General features: G+C 33.9%; 12 protein-coding genes and 1 pseudogene. 6 read left to right on the top strand and 7 right to left on the bottom strand.

Features of this window, described 5'->3' with window-relative positions; genetic code table 11:
• Together AC3WJG_RS23855 and AC3WJG_RS23850 are read left to right on the top strand one after the other, a co-directional pair.
• A complete protein-coding gene (locus AC3WJG_RS23855) occupies window positions 1–1,323 on the top strand; it encodes an MATE family efflux transporter (RefSeq protein ID WP_492588658.1) in 1,323 nt (440 codons plus the stop codon).
• A gap of 611 nt (window positions 1,324–1,934) precedes the next feature.
• The gene (locus AC3WJG_RS23850) at window positions 1,935–2,135 is read left to right on the top strand and encodes a hypothetical protein (protein ID WP_264388342.1); all 201 of its coding nucleotides are present in this window, start codon (window positions 1,935–1,937) and stop codon (window positions 2,133–2,135) included.
• Between the two features lie 379 nt (window positions 2,136–2,514).
• Here the strand turns inward: AC3WJG_RS23850 and AC3WJG_RS23845 are convergent, their stop codons facing one another.
• The gene (locus AC3WJG_RS23845) at window positions 2,515–2,862 is read right to left on the bottom strand and encodes a hypothetical protein (protein WP_264388341.1); all 348 of its coding nucleotides are present in this window, start codon (window positions 2,860–2,862) and stop codon (window positions 2,515–2,517) included.
• A gap of 458 nt (window positions 2,863–3,320) precedes the next feature.
• On the opposite strand from AC3WJG_RS23845, the gene AC3WJG_RS23840 reads away from it, so the two are divergent.
• The gene (locus AC3WJG_RS23840; RefSeq protein ID WP_264388340.1) at window positions 3,321–3,503 is read left to right on the top strand and encodes an aspartyl-phosphate phosphatase Spo0E family protein; all 183 of its coding nucleotides are present in this window, start codon (window positions 3,321–3,323) and stop codon (window positions 3,501–3,503) included.
• Window positions 3,504–3,893: 390 nt separating this feature from the next.
• Here the strand turns inward: AC3WJG_RS23840 and AC3WJG_RS23835 are convergent, their stop codons facing one another.
• Window positions 3,894–4,667: a TerC family protein gene (locus AC3WJG_RS23835; protein WP_264388339.1), complete on the bottom strand. Its 774-nt coding sequence runs from the start codon at window positions 4,665–4,667 to the stop codon at window positions 3,894–3,896.
• Between the two features lie 330 nt (window positions 4,668–4,997).
• Here AC3WJG_RS23835 and AC3WJG_RS23830 point away from each other — a divergent pair, with 330 nt between their 5' ends.
• Both AC3WJG_RS23830 and AC3WJG_RS23825 read left to right on the top strand, forming a co-directional pair.
• Window positions 4,998–5,642: a phosphatase PAP2 family protein gene (locus tag AC3WJG_RS23830; RefSeq protein WP_264388338.1), complete on the top strand. Its 645-nt coding sequence runs from the start codon at window positions 4,998–5,000 to the stop codon at window positions 5,640–5,642.
• 180 nt (window positions 5,643–5,822) lie between these two features.
• Window positions 5,823–6,464, top strand: a complete 642-nt coding sequence (locus tag AC3WJG_RS23825) for a hypothetical protein (RefSeq protein ID WP_264388337.1) — start codon at window positions 5,823–5,825, stop codon at window positions 6,462–6,464.
• 583 nt (window positions 6,465–7,047) lie between these two features.
• On the opposite strand, the gene ftsW is transcribed toward AC3WJG_RS23825, so the two are convergent.
• The 5 genes and pseudogenes from ftsW to AC3WJG_RS23800 form a co-directional block, all read right to left on the bottom strand.
• Complete coding sequence (gene ftsW / locus AC3WJG_RS23820; RefSeq protein ID WP_264388336.1) at window positions 7,048–8,238, bottom strand: putative lipid II flippase FtsW; 1,191 nt, start codon at window positions 8,236–8,238, stop codon at window positions 7,048–7,050.
• Between the two features lie 2,253 nt (window positions 8,239–10,491).
• Window positions 10,492–10,713 (bottom strand): DUF3006 domain-containing protein, encoded by a 222-nt coding sequence (locus AC3WJG_RS23815; RefSeq protein ID WP_264388335.1) that lies wholly within the window; start codon window positions 10,711–10,713, stop codon window positions 10,492–10,494.
• Window positions 10,714–10,715: 2 nt separating this feature from the next.
• Window positions 10,716–11,429: pseudogene (locus AC3WJG_RS23810) on the bottom strand (ComEC/Rec2 family competence protein); the annotation flags it as partial.
• Between the two features lie 114 nt (window positions 11,430–11,543).
• Entirely contained in the window at window positions 11,544–13,643 is a 2,100-nt protein-coding gene (locus AC3WJG_RS23805; RefSeq protein ID WP_264388382.1) for a reverse transcriptase domain-containing protein, read from the bottom strand.
• 726 nt (window positions 13,644–14,369) lie between these two features.
• Window positions 14,370–14,531, bottom strand: coding sequence for a hypothetical protein (locus tag AC3WJG_RS23800; protein ID WP_264388381.1), 162 nt, complete (start codon window positions 14,529–14,531; stop codon window positions 14,370–14,372).
• Between the two features lie 472 nt (window positions 14,532–15,003).
• On the opposite strand from AC3WJG_RS23800, the gene AC3WJG_RS23795 reads away from it, so the two are divergent.
• On the top strand, window positions 15,004–15,348 hold the full coding sequence (locus AC3WJG_RS23795; RefSeq protein ID WP_264388380.1) for a hypothetical protein: 345 nt from the start codon (window positions 15,004–15,006) through the stop codon (window positions 15,346–15,348).
• Window positions 15,349–15,355: the final 7 nt, after the last annotated feature.

The raw sequence follows: 15,355 nt of genomic DNA, 5'->3' as shown, positions 1-15,355 counted from the left end.
ATGAATCATCGTGCATATCTTACTTTAGCAATTCCTCTAACAATCTCAACTATGACGACTCCCTTACTAGGTGCCGTAGATACTGCTGTTATTGGACAACTTCCAGCTCCAGCTTACATTGGAGGAGTTGCAGTAGGAACGCTTATTTTTAATACATTATATTGGTTATTTGGCTTTTTACGTGTTAGTACATCCGCCTTCGCTGCACAAGCAAATGGAGCAAGCGATCCAGATCAAGGAGTCCTTGCTTTATGCCGTCCGTTTTTATTAGCTGTAACAGTAGGGATCCTTTTTATTTCTTTACAATGGCCAATTGAACACGCTGCCCTTCTATTAATCTCTCCCGATGCTGATGTAAGTAGGTTTGCCGTAGAATATTTCAGAATTAGAATATGGGGAGCACCCTTTACATTGATGAACTACGTTATTCTTGGTTGGTTAATGGGGATGGCTAAGATTAAACAAGCTTTATGTTTACAGATACTAACAAATGTTTTAAATATGCTTTTAGCTATTCTTTTTGTTCATGTTTTTTCTTTTGGCGTACAAGGAGTTGCTACGGCTACCTTAATTGCAGAATTTTCAGCCTTTGTATTAGGTGTATTTATTGTTTGGAAAGCTTCTCCGTTTGAATGGAAGTTGCCCTCAGTTCAGTCGCTCCTGGATACACATTCTATGAAAAAGATGTTTAATGTTAACAAAGATTTATTTATTCGGACTATTTGTTTACTAATTGTTATTAATATGTTTACAGCAAAAGGTGCTTCGTTCGGTACAGAATTTCTAGCTGCGAATGCTGTATTATTTCAAATTCACTACATAATGGCTTATCTTTTCGATGGTTTTGCCAATGCCTCAAGTATTCTTGTTGGTAAATCAATAGGATCCAATGACAAAGAGTTATATAAGAAAACTCTTACTTTATCTAGACAGTGGTCGCTAATAACAGCTTTCATTATATCTAGCTTATATACGATTTTTCAAGAACCTATTATTAGGCTTTTTACAAATCTACCTAATGTTATTGAAATTTCACTACAATACGGATCATGGCTTATTGTCTATCCGTTCGCTGCTTGTTTTGGACTTGTCATATATGGCGTTTTTACAGGAGCAACTGAAATTGCACCAGTTCGAAACTCTATGATTTACGCCACAATTTTATTTGTAATCATTCAGCTTATAATCACTCCTATATGGCATAATCATGGACTTTGGCTAGCTTTTGTTATCTATACTATTGGAAGGTCTGTCTTTCTGGTCATGTACACTCCTAGATTAAACAAAAAATTATTGCACTCAAAGGAACTAACAAGTTTTTAAGTGAAGAGCCTTGCCATAAGAATTGAGAACTGTTGATATTTAAAGATATTGAGACTAATGCCCTCTTGGGGATTTAACACTTATAGTGGAATTAATCACTATACTATCTTATATAATAAAGATTAAAACCAATATATATCTATTTATATAAATAGAATTTATTTTATTAAAAAGGTTTTAAATATTACACGCCTTATAATAGAACGACTATAAAATTTATATGCTAGATTAAAAAGGACATATATCTTATATCTAAACTAATTTGGAAAAACGTTCAATATTCAGTCATCTAGCACGATGAAGATAAACAATACGAATACTTTTTAGTAAAGTCATAATTAATTAGTTATTAATTGACTTATAGAATTGGTTTGCGTTACCATTGAACAAACTTAATACTCCAAAGGGGAGTAGCTGTACAACAAAAGTCGTCACTACGAAACAAAATGTTTCCGGCTTTGTTGGCAATTTCAATTGTTAGCAAGACCTTTGCCTACTTTTTTAGTTAGGTGAAGTCTGTGTTTGTACATCAAGCGCTTTTATCTACTAAAAGGATAAAAGCGCTTTTTGTTTTTTATAGATTTAAAATGACTATGAGGAGTGGTTAAATCATGTTCAAGAAACTGTTTGATTCACTAATGAATAATAAGCATAAGCGTTACAGTAGCAGTGATTATAAAAGAGGAAGATCAAAGCCTTTTAAGAGTTATAGCAGTAGTGATGATCATAGGAAAAGAGGTGGTCATCACGGAAGTTATGGACATCATCATTATAAGAGGAAAAGAAAGAGTGGAAGTTTCTTTAGTAGTTAAATGAGAAAAGGGTACCTCGTTCTACTGGCATTGGAGAAGGAGGTACCCTTTTAAAAAATCTATAACTGAAAATAAAGCGTAACATATTCTTGCTATAAAGAGTAGGTTTTACTGCCGGAGCATAAGCATATAAAGCTTGGTTGTTAAGCAGTTCTTTAACAAATAATCATTAGTATGTTCGTCATTTATAAAAAACCTGCATACCTCATGAGAGCAATCTCTCTTCCCCTCTTGCGCGTGAGCTGCTGAAAAAGAGGGTTTTTTTCTATGGTCCAAAAGAGTAATTAGGTTAACTAAAGCTTTACTACAACATTCTCCAAACATAAGATTTTTTATTATTTTAAGTTTACCAATAGAATTTTCGAAACCGTTAAAGCTTCTACTTTAATTTCGAAATAATAATCCCTGCAATCATAATGAAAAAACCCAATGCTGTTTTCCAAGTAGGAACCTCTTTGAAAAATAGATACCCCATCAAGATTGAAATGATTATTTCTATTCCTTTAGATGTAACTAAAACAAATGTTAGATTCTGAATTGCTTTAAAACCAAATTTGATGCCGTATCCGATGAGCATATTGGCTATTAAAAACAGTGGGAAGGCAAAAAGTTGATACTTTAAAGTCGTCCAAAAGGCTGGATCAATATGCTTGCTTTGATACGAAAATAATAGGTTTATTAGAAATAAACCAAAAAATAAAAAGGTAGCACCATAAAAATAACTCATACGTATACACTCTCATTATAATCATATTTGTTATCAGTTTACCCAACAAATGTTTCTTTATGCTATAAAAATTGCCTTAGGTAAAAATGGTAGCCTTGATACAAAAAATATGCCTCTTAAATAATAGTTAGGAGGTGATTTTTTATAAATGATCTTGAAAAATTAGGTTGTAATCTAACAGTCTTCTTTGGAAATTGACTATCATCAGATTAAAAACAAGAAAAGCCCTCAAATTATGAGGGCTTCTCTTGACTATGAAATAAGAAATGGAATTTTCATTCGCATCTACAAAACGTATTGTAACATGTATTAGGTATTAAAAATGAACTATTCAGACCCTAAAAGGGGTATTATAAGAGTTTATCTGGATTTTACAGGAAGAAAATGTTGTTATGTCGTGAAATCTTCGTTATTGTTAAATAAAAAGATAACAACTTAGAGAAGCAGGTGATTGAGTGATGCAAAGATATAGATACAACAATGCTTTAAGAAGAGCTTTACTTGTAGATATAGAGGCGGCAAGGGAGCTTATGGTTCAAATAGGTTTAGAAGAGGGATTTACTAGTAAAGGTACCCTTGCAATCAGTCGGTTCATTGATCAATTGTTAAACCAATTAGAAAAGGTCACTGCAACTGAATAGTTTTTATTTTCATGTCAAAAAGCAACTTCAATCTGTCATAAGAAAAAGGTTGTTTTTGGAGGCAACTCTATAATGAAAGGTAGAACACCACAAATACTATCTTTCCCACTGTAAGCAGCGATATAGAAGGTGCTTATCGTATACATTAATCCCATTCTCACTTGCTTAAAGAACGTTAAATCTACACGAATGCATAAAAACATGCATAGATAAGAAAAAACCCCTTTACTAATCTTTTGTCTCTTAAATCATTGTTTTTTCATATGTATCAAAAAATTATTTTATGTTAACCACAAACGTATGATTTTACAAGCTACTTAATTTATCTAAAATTTCTTCATATGTAAAGGAAAGCCCTGTAAATCTTACAAGGCCGTCTAATTCCCTTTTTTAAGCTGAAGGCTTTTGTAAAGGCTTATTGCTCGGTGCAAACCAACCAAATAGAGCAATACCAACTAATACTCCATAGAAGATTAATGTCCAAATAGTACTATGGGGAAAATGAGGGTCTAAGACACCTATATCCTTATGAGCAAGTGTAATAACAGCAAGTTTGACACCCACCCAAGCAACAATGGCATATGCTGTAGTTTCTAAGGCAGGACGCTTTTCGAGGAGTTTTACAAACCAGGTCGCTGCAAACTTAATCAATATAAGACCTGCGATTCCTCCCAAAACTACAACTGCAAATTGTCCCCCATCCATACCACCAATTTCACCAAACTGTGAATCTGGAAGGCCAAGGGCTATAGCTACCGCAGCTAAAATGGAATCAATCGCAAAAGCAAGATCAGCTAATGCAATTTTTCCTACTGTAGGCCAGAATCCTTTTGCAATAGGCTCTTTTTCATCTTCATGATGAACATTTTCATTATGTTTTCCAAACCGAGCCTTAAGGACATGTTTTAAACCTAGATACAGGAGATAAGCTGCTCCGACTGCCTGTATCCACCATACATTAGCGATAAATGAAATAGCGAAAAGAGCACCAAATCGAAAAATAAATGCCATAAGAATTCCATAATTAATTGCTTTTTTCTTCTCATTATCCGGTAGATGTTTAGCTATGACTGCTAGTACAAGAGCATTGTCAGCCGATAATAAACCTTCTAAACCAATTAGAATTAACAACGCCCAAGCGTATTCGATCCATATGGACTCCATCTATTTTCCTCCTTTCCAAAGTATAGTTCATTATGTTAAAGAATTTGCTTACATTAGAATGACCATCTATATGAACGGTAATCCTAGAGAATGGAACTTTCATTATTTTAACACTAATTCTATATATAATATTTATTAAAGTGTAAATATTAGCAAAATCACTTGTGTAACTTTGCTAATACTTCTTTTGAATATCATAAACACTTTTAGCCTCTCCATAATTACCGCATTTTTAGTGAAAGAAAAATAGGGTTCTGAGGGAGCTAAATTGTATATTTGTGAAGTACATGTAAATAATAACATTACTTATATAGAACTGGGGATTTCAATATGAAGATGTTAGTAAAGTTAAAATTATATGTTCTTGGACTGTTACTGCTAATTAGCTTTGTTTGTACTGGTATCTTAGTTGAAATGGGCAAGTTTAGTGAATTTGACAAATGGTTATCATCTCTTATCCATCATAAACGATCTTCTTACTTAACGCCTATAATGAAATTTTTTGATTTTATTGGATCAACTTACTTTGTTATTGGAATCTGTCTTGCAATTTTATTTTACCTTTATTTTGTAACCAAACGTTGTTTTGCCTCTGTCCTATTCATTGTTGCCATGATAGGAGAAAGACTGCTTAGCGAGGGTTTAAAGTATTTATTTAGCCGTTCACGACCAGATGGATCTCATTTAGTAGAGGTGGATAAACATAGCTTTCCTAGTCAACATGCTATGAATTCCTTTGTTCTTTACGGTATACTTCTATTTCTGTTAAGGACACATTTAAAGAGCAATAAAATAAAGGTTCTATTTTCCTTACTAGCAATCATTCTTATCTTAGCAATGGGATTTAGTCGTATTTATCTAGGTGTACACCATCCAAGCGATATTTTAGGTGGATACCTTATTAGTGCGTTTTGGCTCATAGTTATAATGCTATATACAGGTCATTATAAGGGAGAGAACAGAATGTCTAACTAATTAATGTCAATTTGGTGCCATCAAGATTTCATACAAAGATAGTAGTTAACACAAGAATAATTACGATTATTCTTGTGACTATGCTATATAACTTCTCCAATTTTAGAATAGTAATTTCGTTTGGTTTTTAAAAAAATAGGTAATATAAACAAAAACAGAGAAAAAGGAGAAATAAACTATATGAATAAAAAAATGGTAGTGCTTTGTATTTCATTAGCCGGCACTTTAGCTACAGGGTCTCTTGTAGGATGCTCTAATCAAAATGATTCATCGCAAAATACATCACAAAGTAAAAATAGCTCTTCTGAAAATAAATCAAATTTGCAACAGTACTCCAAAGATCCGGATAGTAAACAGCAAGGTGAAGATTTTGATTTAATAGGGACGCTAGACAAAGAAACGAACGATGAGTTGACACTTGTTATCGATGGTAAAAAAGTGAAGATACCTAAGAGCAAGTCGTTTAAAAAAGAAAAAGATACACCTAAGGATATTGGTGGAAAACAAGTAAACGTAGAGATTGATGCTAAAAATAACAATGCAGAAAGTCTAGAGTTAACTCCTCAAGCAAAAGCAGATTCAAATGGTATATACGAAAAAGATGCTGATGGAGATTACAGCATAATTGGAAAATTAATTAATGAAACCGATAATGATGTAACAGTAGAAGTGTCTAGTGGAAAAAAGACTTATAAAAAATCTAAAGACTTTGAACAAGACGACGACAATTTGCCTGGAGATAGTAAAAACAAAGTTGTGCGATTAGAAGTAAAGAAGAATGATGAAGTTGAAAGTCTCGAGGTAAATCCAGAGGATCAATAAACGGAATAGAGAATTTAAGCAGCTTATTTGTGTTACCTATAATGTATGTTTTGTTCTTTTTAAAAAGGGTAATGATTAAATAAGATCATGTTCATTCTTAAAGTAAACACTTTTCCCTTTTCCAAACTATTTCGTTGGATATAGGCGCCCTAATAGGCGTCTTTTTTTTGCACAAAAAAGGCAAGCTACCATGTTTTCATGAATATAGATAGGATAATAATGAAGAAAGGAAAGGTGTGAATAATAAGGAAGTTATCTATTCCTATTTTAACTTTAGTGATACTATGGACAATTATTCTTTGCCTAGAAAAACAAGTTATGATGGCCTGTTTTCTATGGATCGTTTATAGCGCCTTGCATTTTTTCCGAAGGGGATAATTTTTATCTCCTACATAAAAATTTTTAGAAAAGTATATAAATGATACATAAGAGGCGTTCTAATAGACCTTTGAATTCCCTTAGCAATACTACAAACTTAACCTCCTTCCATAAACAAAAGACACTGGCTCTTAACCAGTGTCTTTTGTTTGTACTTTTATTTTATCCTCAATAATTTTTATAGAAATGTCACTCATACAAATCATTAGATACTTTTCAGTTTCCTTGGATCTGTTACTTTGTGTTTGTATTTCTTTTCAAATTTATTAAACATGGATATATTCGCTAGTACTCCTACAGCAAACATAAGCAAGGTAAGAGAAGAACCACCATAACTTACAAAAGGTAACGTTACACCTGTAATAGGAAGAATTCCCGTTACTGCTCCAAGGTTAACAAATGCTTGAATACCTATCATAACGGAAATACCGATAGCTAGTAGTGCTCCAAAAGGATCATTAGATCTTCTTGCTATTTTTAACCCTTGAAGGATAATAAAAAATAATAGTCCTAATACAAGAAGTACTCCCCAAAAACCTAGTTCCTCCGCAATAATTGCCATAATAAAATCTGTGTGGGATTCAGGCAGATAACCTGCCTTTTGAACACTTTGTCCTAATCCCATGCCCGATAGTCCACCACTCCCTATTGCCAAGTAGGAATTAACCAGTTGGTACCCATTTCCTTGTTGGTTCTCAAAAGGATGTAGATAGCCAGTAAAACGAGCTAAACGAACAGGCGAAAACACAGTGTCTATATGTCCCGTCACTAACAAAACGACTAGCATAATAAGTATGCCTACTACTCCCAGTAAGGCAATCTTTAGCATTGATTTCTTCGAGATACCTGAACATAAAACAATGGCTGAGACTGTACCTAAAATAAGTAAAATACCACCGTAATCGGGTTGTAAAGCAATTAAGAAACAAATAAACAATACAACAAGGGTAGGTGGAATAACAGAGCGCTTTAGATCATTGATATACTCTTGTTTATTGGCAAAAACAGCCGATAAATATACAATGATCGTTAGTTTCGTAAATTCTAATGGTTGTATTCTAATCGGGCCTAGGATAAGCCAGCTTTGTGCATTTCCTGCCGTATGTCCAAAAATAAGGACCAGGGCAAGGAGTGTAATCACTGTTATTAATAAAATTTTTAATACTTTTTTCTCTCGATAAATTTTATAAGGAATAAAGGCAGCAACACAGAAAAAGAAAAAGCCTGCTATCAGAGCAAGTTTTTGCTTTTGATAAAAATAATCCCCTTCTACACCGTAACGACTAACCGCCGTTACCATACTAGCACTGTAGACCATGACTAAGCCGATAAGACTTAGAACAGTTAGGGCTACAATAAATTTGTAATCATAACATTTTACTATTTTCTTAAACATACAAACTCCTCGTTCCATGCAAGTGTAAGAATCTTATTTTCATCATAAAAAAAAGATTCTTAGTAAATTATATAGAGTGAAAAGAACACTCAATAGTATAATAACAATTCCTCGCGCTTTGTTCTTTCCTACGATATAATCATTTATACCACGTAAGATAAAAGATACTGAAACCATAAGAACAGCTATATTGTACCAATAATCGCTATCAAAAAGCCAAGCTATACTCATACAAATAAGCAATACAATCAACGTGGCATTTCGAATTCGATTATCAATAAAAATTTGTGCGTATTTCATAAAAATCTCCCACTACTATGTCTTTTAGTATATATACTTATGATTTATTCTTTCCTCTTCATCTCACCTTATTAATTTATATCATTCTTAGACGTTCCTGTTTTTAAGATTAATAATCCTTTTTATCTTAATAAACTAGGACGTATAGAACGTTTTCGTATATAATAAGTTGTTTTGTAGGTTTTAATTATAAACATTAGGATAAAGAAAACAATAAAAAACGAATTCTTTGTTATACACTATTCGTTATTATATAGCTAAATTGATTTTAGTACTCTTTCTACCTAATTAAAATATGAAGAGGGATTTATGTAGTATTGGCCCAAAGATAATGGCTGTCCAAATGTGTGTTTTAAAACGTATTTCTTACAAAGAACAAATAGAAAAACTATCGATTCATAATGAACAGCACCACAGTAGCTTTTCTTTATTTAGGTTGTAAACCGTATACAAATCTAGTTTTATAATATTCACTATAAGATCCAAATAAAAAAGCTAACTTGGGTCGTCATGTCAGCTAGCTTATAAAGGAAACTTAATATGAAATTTGTTTCACAATAAGTCATATCGTAATTTTCCAAAAGACTATTTTTACATGGAAGGGCATATGTATAAAAGGTGCACTTTTATGCATTCTTTCCTAACTTATCCTTCAAGGAAAGCCTTTCATATCAAGGATGTATAAAAAGCTGCACAATTCATAATAGTAACCTTTTCTAAACTCCTTGAGTCACAAGGAGTTCTTTTTTTCGTGTGTACCGGACAGGTACATTATGTTAACTAAGCTTGTATACGATATACAGCTTAAAAACAGAACAACCTACTGCTTCTATACAGTAGGTTGTTCTGTTTGGAATAGCAAATATGGTTTTGTAGTAGTAGATGCCTCACGGCGTCTTGTGTAGTTTGCTCATCATATAAACCTTTATTCGTAATAGTCCAGGGCTTTTTTGATATGGTGCATTAATATATGAAAGTCTCTAATTTTAAAATGACCCTTTTTACTCCTTGTACATATTTTAAAAGTATAAATATATAGGAGTGAAAATATATGATCTTTCGTCGATGGTGGCGTTGGCAATGTTTACCTTGATTTAAATCATAGTTAGGAAAATAATTACAGTATCTTGTTTTATATATTATAATGAATGTATTTTGTAACTTATGCTTCCTGGTTTATATTATGTGAACTAAAAATGAATAGCGTATGGAGTATAGTAAAGAAAAAACTCCCCATGTGGTAGGGAGCTTTTCTTCTAAGTATCAAGATATTGCATTAAAAATGATACTTCGGGTATCTTCAACAGTTTGTTCAAAAGTTGTAGAGGTTATACAATACAACCATTATATAGCGAATTTGTTTTGTACATTAAAGGTCGTAATTGTTGTCTATACGAAATGAATTTCAAGGCTTGTTGCTAATGAAGTCTACTATAATAATTAGGTTTGTATGTGATATGCAGTCAAAAAATAGAAGAAACTCCTGGTTCCTGTTCAGGAGTTTCTTCATGGATTATGGCGAGATGATAATATGAATCATCTTGGATAGTGTTCTCGAGAATTGGAATTTTATTCGTATAGGCAAGTTACCTATATGACTATTAAAGAATATAATAATATAGGCTTATACTTCGTTCTTAATATCAAATTTTTGTCCCTAGAATCCTTATATTTTGTTCTTTTTAAAGTAACCATTTGATTTTAGATTCTAATGGTTGCTTTTTGTTAAATGATACAAATCCTTCAAAATCAAATATTCAAAAGTAGTAAATTTTATTTTTGAAATATTTAAAGTAACTGTTAAAATGAAAACTTCTACCGGTTATTTGTTCTCATACTTCGTTTTATGTAAATAAACAGTCCCGTAATACATTGTAACAAAAAAGCCGAAAAGGTAACTCTCGGCTTTTTGACTCGCATGGTAATAGCTTTGTATACAACCAGTAAGGGAGTTTAATCTTCCCAAACCTCATTCATTAAATCTTCAATTTCTTTTGCCAATTTTTTTGTTTCGCTTTTATCAACCTCAACTTTATCGCCCGTAATATAAACGACGTCTCCAACTTGGGTATCCCTAGGGAAAATATCTTTAGGGTAGTCCTTTGTCTCTCCTTCAATTTCAACAACAGCAAATCCCTCTTCAAATCGATCAATAATACCTTTTATTTTTTTCATAATTACCTCGATTTTTTAACAGAATAAGATGATCCATCACCTGTAATTATAATCGTACCACTTTGGTCTGTTCGCAGAATACTTGCTTTAGAATTCTTTAGTAGGTTTACAACTTGAGAAGTAGGGTGTCCATAGCTATTTTTGCCAACGCTAATAACAGCATACTTAGGTTTTACGGCATCTAAGAAATTCTTACTTGTAGACGTTTTTGCACCATGATGGCCAACTTTAAGTACATCTGCACGTAGTGTTTTCTTTGCCTTAATCATGTCTGCTTCTGCTTTTGTTTCAGCATCGCCTGTAAATAAAAATGTATTCTTCTTATAAGCCATGTGTACAACAGCACTCCAGTCATTTAAATCGCTATTAGCATAAGTCTTGGTAGGCCCCACAATTTGAGCGTTTACATCTTTAACAGGTAGCTTTACACCTGCTTGTGCTGTTTGAATCTTTAACTTTTTCTTCTTAACTGCATTTAGAAAATCTTTGTACGCTTGAGTGGTATTACTTACTTTAGGCGCATAAACATTTTCTACTTTGAATGCATTAATGACTTCATCTAACCCACCAATGTGATCAGCATCAGGATGAGTAGAAATTAACACTTCTATATCATCGACTTTTTGTTTCTTTAAATAACTTACAACTGCATTTCCTTTACCTTTGTTTCCACCATCAATAACGATGTCCTCACCATTAGGAGCTTTAATATAAATGGGTAGAATGAGAACGCACAACCGAGTTGTGTTTTTCCCAAGCCCCCGTTAGAACCGTACGAGCAACTTTCGAAGCATACGGCTCACGATTAATCTCTTTTACCCAAATTGTTCTCAAGTGGTAGGTACTTTATTGTGACAAGGAATGCAGAGTAACATCTTAGGGATATCGTTACTTGCTTTGATTATGTCCAGGACTTTTTTCTTCCTGTTTCTGTTGACTTTTCTAATGTGGTGGACTTCAAATGGTCCTTCTTTATCACCGCATTCGTAGCATATAGCACCTTGGGTTTCCTCCAGTTGTATACGGTGTGTAGGTGATCCTCCACTCCATATTATGCGTGCGGTCAACATATCATAATTTTCGCCTGTTCCTTGGTACCCTGATATATCTGAATTGGAATTCATTATCTTTGTAGCAACTTCATAAGGAGTTGTGTATTTGTAGTCTCTAAACTGTTTTAGAATAATTGGTTTATCTTCTACATAATCCACGATTCGCTTCCAGTTTTTTCTGTCGACAACGATACTCTTTACGTGGTTCCTACATACCTCTGGGATACTGCATTTATATTTCCTTCCAAACCAATGCAACACTTTCCAGTACAAGTAACTGTAGAGTTTACTTGCTATGTTATGCCAGTTGTTGGCTATCTTATAGTAGTTACTCCACCCACTTGTGAATCTGTTAAGGTTTATTATCAGATCACTTGGTGGGCTGTTAAAGTGTGCTCTGAGCAAAAAGTCGATTCTTTCTTTCGCTCTCTTTATTCGACTGTTAGGAACATATATCCGCGAGAACGTGTCTTTGTATCCAATTCCATCTTTTTCGTTTGGGCGTTTAATTATGTCATATCCTAAGAAAGTGAAACCCTTTGTTGAATGAGTGATTTTCGTCTTTTCCTCACTTAAAGTAAGGTTTAACGATTCTGTAAACCACTCTGAGATTTCTGCCTTGAGTTTAACGGCTTCTTTCTTATTGTAGTTGCCCATAAGAATAACGAAATCATCGGCATATCTAATATATCCTAAAGTTTTTGTTTGAAAGTATTTCTCTTTGTCGTAATAATTGCTTTTCTTTCTATCCTTCTTTAATTCTCGGATCTTCTTCACGGCTTCTTCCCTGTTATTGATTTTCATCTTGTTGCCTTTGGGTCTACCATTAGCGAAGATTCGTACTGGGTACTTATCCTCTTTCAGGTATTTCCTTAGGTAGAAGATTCTAGAGTTTAGAGCCTTATATTCATTTTCCTTGGAGGAATATTTCTTTCGTTCTTCCAGGGCTTTATGTAATATATTTTCCAGCTCTAAGCTATTATCAATGAGGGTTAAACCTGTATTATTAGACTCTTCATCTAAATTCCTGTCACTTATTGTGAGAGGGAATTTATTGGTTTGAATAGCTTTCCTGATTACGGTTAGTCTGTTTGTGTAGTAAAGATATTCACTACTTCTAAGTTTATACTCGTCCTCAGGAAAATTCCTCAACTTGGATTCCATATACTTGTCGAACTCATTTAGGTATATATTTGCAAGAATTGGACTTACTATTCCACCTTGTGGGGCTCCCTGTTTGGTTGCGAACACCGGTAACTTTCCATCAATGCCATAACCCAATTGGTATCCACTTTTAAGAAATTTATTGATTAGGTTTATGAGTTTTTCGTCCGCAATGCGGTACCTGAGTATTTCAAGTAGTTTGCCATGCTTTATATTATCGAAGCATCCTTTTATGTCTCCCTCGATAACCCAGTCATATTTCTTTACGGTGATATAATTGATAGCTGTTTGACAGCTTCTTTTCGGTCTAAAACCGTGAGATGAGTCAGAGAACTTAGATTCATAGATAGCCTCTAGTAAAAGTTTGACAGCCGATTGAACAATTCTATCTTTGAGTGCAGGTATTCCTAGAGGTCGTTTACCACCATTGCTTTTAGGTATTTCTACCCTTCTAACCCCTAATGGGGTATAATTCAGGTCGTGTAATTCCTGCGACAACCCTTGAATTGTACGTTCTAGTTTCCCCTCCAACTCATTACGAGTAATTTTGTCAATTCCTGCTGTTTTTGAACCTTTGTTTCTCGCAATTCGGTGATAGGCGTACAAGAGGAATTCAGGCCTTTTAATGATGTTGTAAAGATCTTTAAATCTCAATTCAGGTTTTTCTTGTGCCACCTTGGATAAATAAGCAATTCTTTCCGTAGCTTGAAACATGGGGCTTCGCCTCCTAATCTAACGTCAGTTATTGCTTAGGATTAACCTCACATCTTTCGCCAGCAGACCCTACAATCCATCAAGAACAGTGGATTACTCGCGTTACCGCGTAGGGACTGTCTTACATTCTTCAATGTAAGTGTAACTGGGTTATTCCCTCGTGTTTTGATAACACTTTCAAAGAAATTTTTGGGTTTCCTTTTACCAGTCGCGGACTAATCCGATGTGTCTTTCGGAACTAAGAACGTCGTAGGATATTCAACCATCCTCAATTCTTAGCCCTTTGCAGGTTATCGTTATAATACGTAATAGGAACCTTTAGGCTGCCTTCAAATGATTACACAATCTGTGTCTGTGTTTATCCGCGAAATCCCGTATACAGCGTTATTTCACTAGTCCAGCATCTACGGACGTCTGCTTCCGCATTGTGTACACAAAAGCAGTGGATAAAATGGACTTGTCAAGGATTCTTCGTCCATAGGCGGCGTAATTTCCTCACTCATCTCAACTTCACGAATGACCCGTTAACCATAGGTTCCTTTTCACCATACAGAGTTGCCTGTTGCCTACAATCCTTTCGGCTCACTTCCCCGTTTCTTACCCTCCAAGCTGACCCGTACAATAAGAGGTAATTCTCATTGTAGGGGAGGGATTAGGTCCCAGACACTGTACTGTCCCAAGGAGAAAATGTTAACCATTTCTCGGGGTGCTATATTTAGCACATTATTATAACGACATCATCTGCCGCCCGATACTATCCCCTTGACCTACATCAATGTAGTGTACTTTCATGGTTTTAGGTGTTGCTGCGTAGGCTGAAGCTGGAGATGCGGCAATCCCTATTCCTATAGCGAGCGAAGAAACAATCTTGATAACACGACTTTTCATTGTTTTATCCCCTTTTAATAAATGTATTTTTATTTGTATTGTTCATTTATAGCAAAATTAATTTTACTACATGAAACCATTTGTTAATACAAATAAATTTGAATATTTTAACTTATAAAGGTGAAAAAAGTCATGTTATATGTAAAGGTAAGTAACAAAATGGAGGTAAATAGTACCGAAATGTGCTATTTTAAGAATTAGGTGAGACTGACATTTTAGGAGAAGTGGATCTTATGATCAAGCTACTACATATAGTTAATTCTAAGTTCTCCATGTGGACAATTTGTTTGAAAGAGAGGTGTTTTCAGATATTATGTCACAGGCAAACAACTGAAAAGGGATGGATGTAGAAGATAAGCAACAAAGTATTTGTTATAAAAGGGGTTTCTATACTCCATAATCTAATTTAGCTTGAGCTCGATGGTAGCTGTAGTTCGAATGTTTTTAAAATCTTATAAAGGGAGGCATGTGAATGAAGAAAGAGCTCTTATTTGAATCGTATGTCTTACTGTTTGATATTGAAATAACACTTGCTAGTATAATAGAAAAAGAAATGACCACACATTATGGACATTTATGGCGACAAATTTTTTTCGTTGAAGGTGGAACTCAACTCTCCGATAATCTCCCTTTATTATTCCGATTAAATCTTCTGCAAGGTATCTTCACTGATCATGAGTTACACGACCTATGTATATTAGTAGATGTAAAAAACACTTTGAATCAACAATCAACTATTTCTCAACAGGATTTTGACCACCTTAAGTATTTTTCTCACCAACTAAACAGAAAGAAATTTCTCTCATTATCTATCTAACTTTATT

Source organism: Priestia sp. FW507-14D1A, from assembly GCF_058781295.1.
Note: the sequence above shows the minus strand (reverse complement) of the source record. Positions and strands in the feature narration are given on the sequence as shown.

Coding starts and splice junctions, on each gene's coding strand:
- AC3WJG_RS23855 (WP_492588658.1), top strand. CDS start 1: ATGAATCATCGTGCATATCTTACTTTAGCAATTCCTCTAACAATCTCA.
- AC3WJG_RS23850 (WP_264388342.1), top strand. CDS start 1,935: ATGTTCAAGAAACTGTTTGATTCACTAATGAATAATAAGCATAAGCGT.
- AC3WJG_RS23845 (WP_264388341.1), bottom strand. CDS start 2,862: ATGAGTTATTTTTATGGTGCTACCTTTTTATTTTTTGGTTTATTTCTA.
- AC3WJG_RS23840 (WP_264388340.1), top strand. CDS start 3,321: ATGCAAAGATATAGATACAACAATGCTTTAAGAAGAGCTTTACTTGTA.
- AC3WJG_RS23835 (WP_264388339.1), bottom strand. CDS start 4,667: ATGGAGTCCATATGGATCGAATACGCTTGGGCGTTGTTAATTCTAATT.
- AC3WJG_RS23830 (WP_264388338.1), top strand. CDS start 4,998: ATGAAGATGTTAGTAAAGTTAAAATTATATGTTCTTGGACTGTTACTG.
- AC3WJG_RS23825 (WP_264388337.1), top strand. CDS start 5,823: ATGAATAAAAAAATGGTAGTGCTTTGTATTTCATTAGCCGGCACTTTA.
- ftsW (WP_264388336.1), bottom strand. CDS start 8,238: ATGTTTAAGAAAATAGTAAAATGTTATGATTACAAATTTATTGTAGCC.
- AC3WJG_RS23815 (WP_264388335.1), bottom strand. CDS start 10,713: ATGAAAAAAATAAAAGGTATTATTGATCGATTTGAAGAGGGATTTGCT.
- AC3WJG_RS23805 (WP_264388382.1), bottom strand. CDS start 13,643: ATGTTTCAAGCTACGGAAAGAATTGCTTATTTATCCAAGGTGGCACAA.
- AC3WJG_RS23800 (WP_264388381.1), bottom strand. CDS start 14,531: ATGAAAAGTCGTGTTATCAAGATTGTTTCTTCGCTCGCTATAGGAATA.
- AC3WJG_RS23795 (WP_264388380.1), top strand. CDS start 15,004: ATGAAGAAAGAGCTCTTATTTGAATCGTATGTCTTACTGTTTGATATT.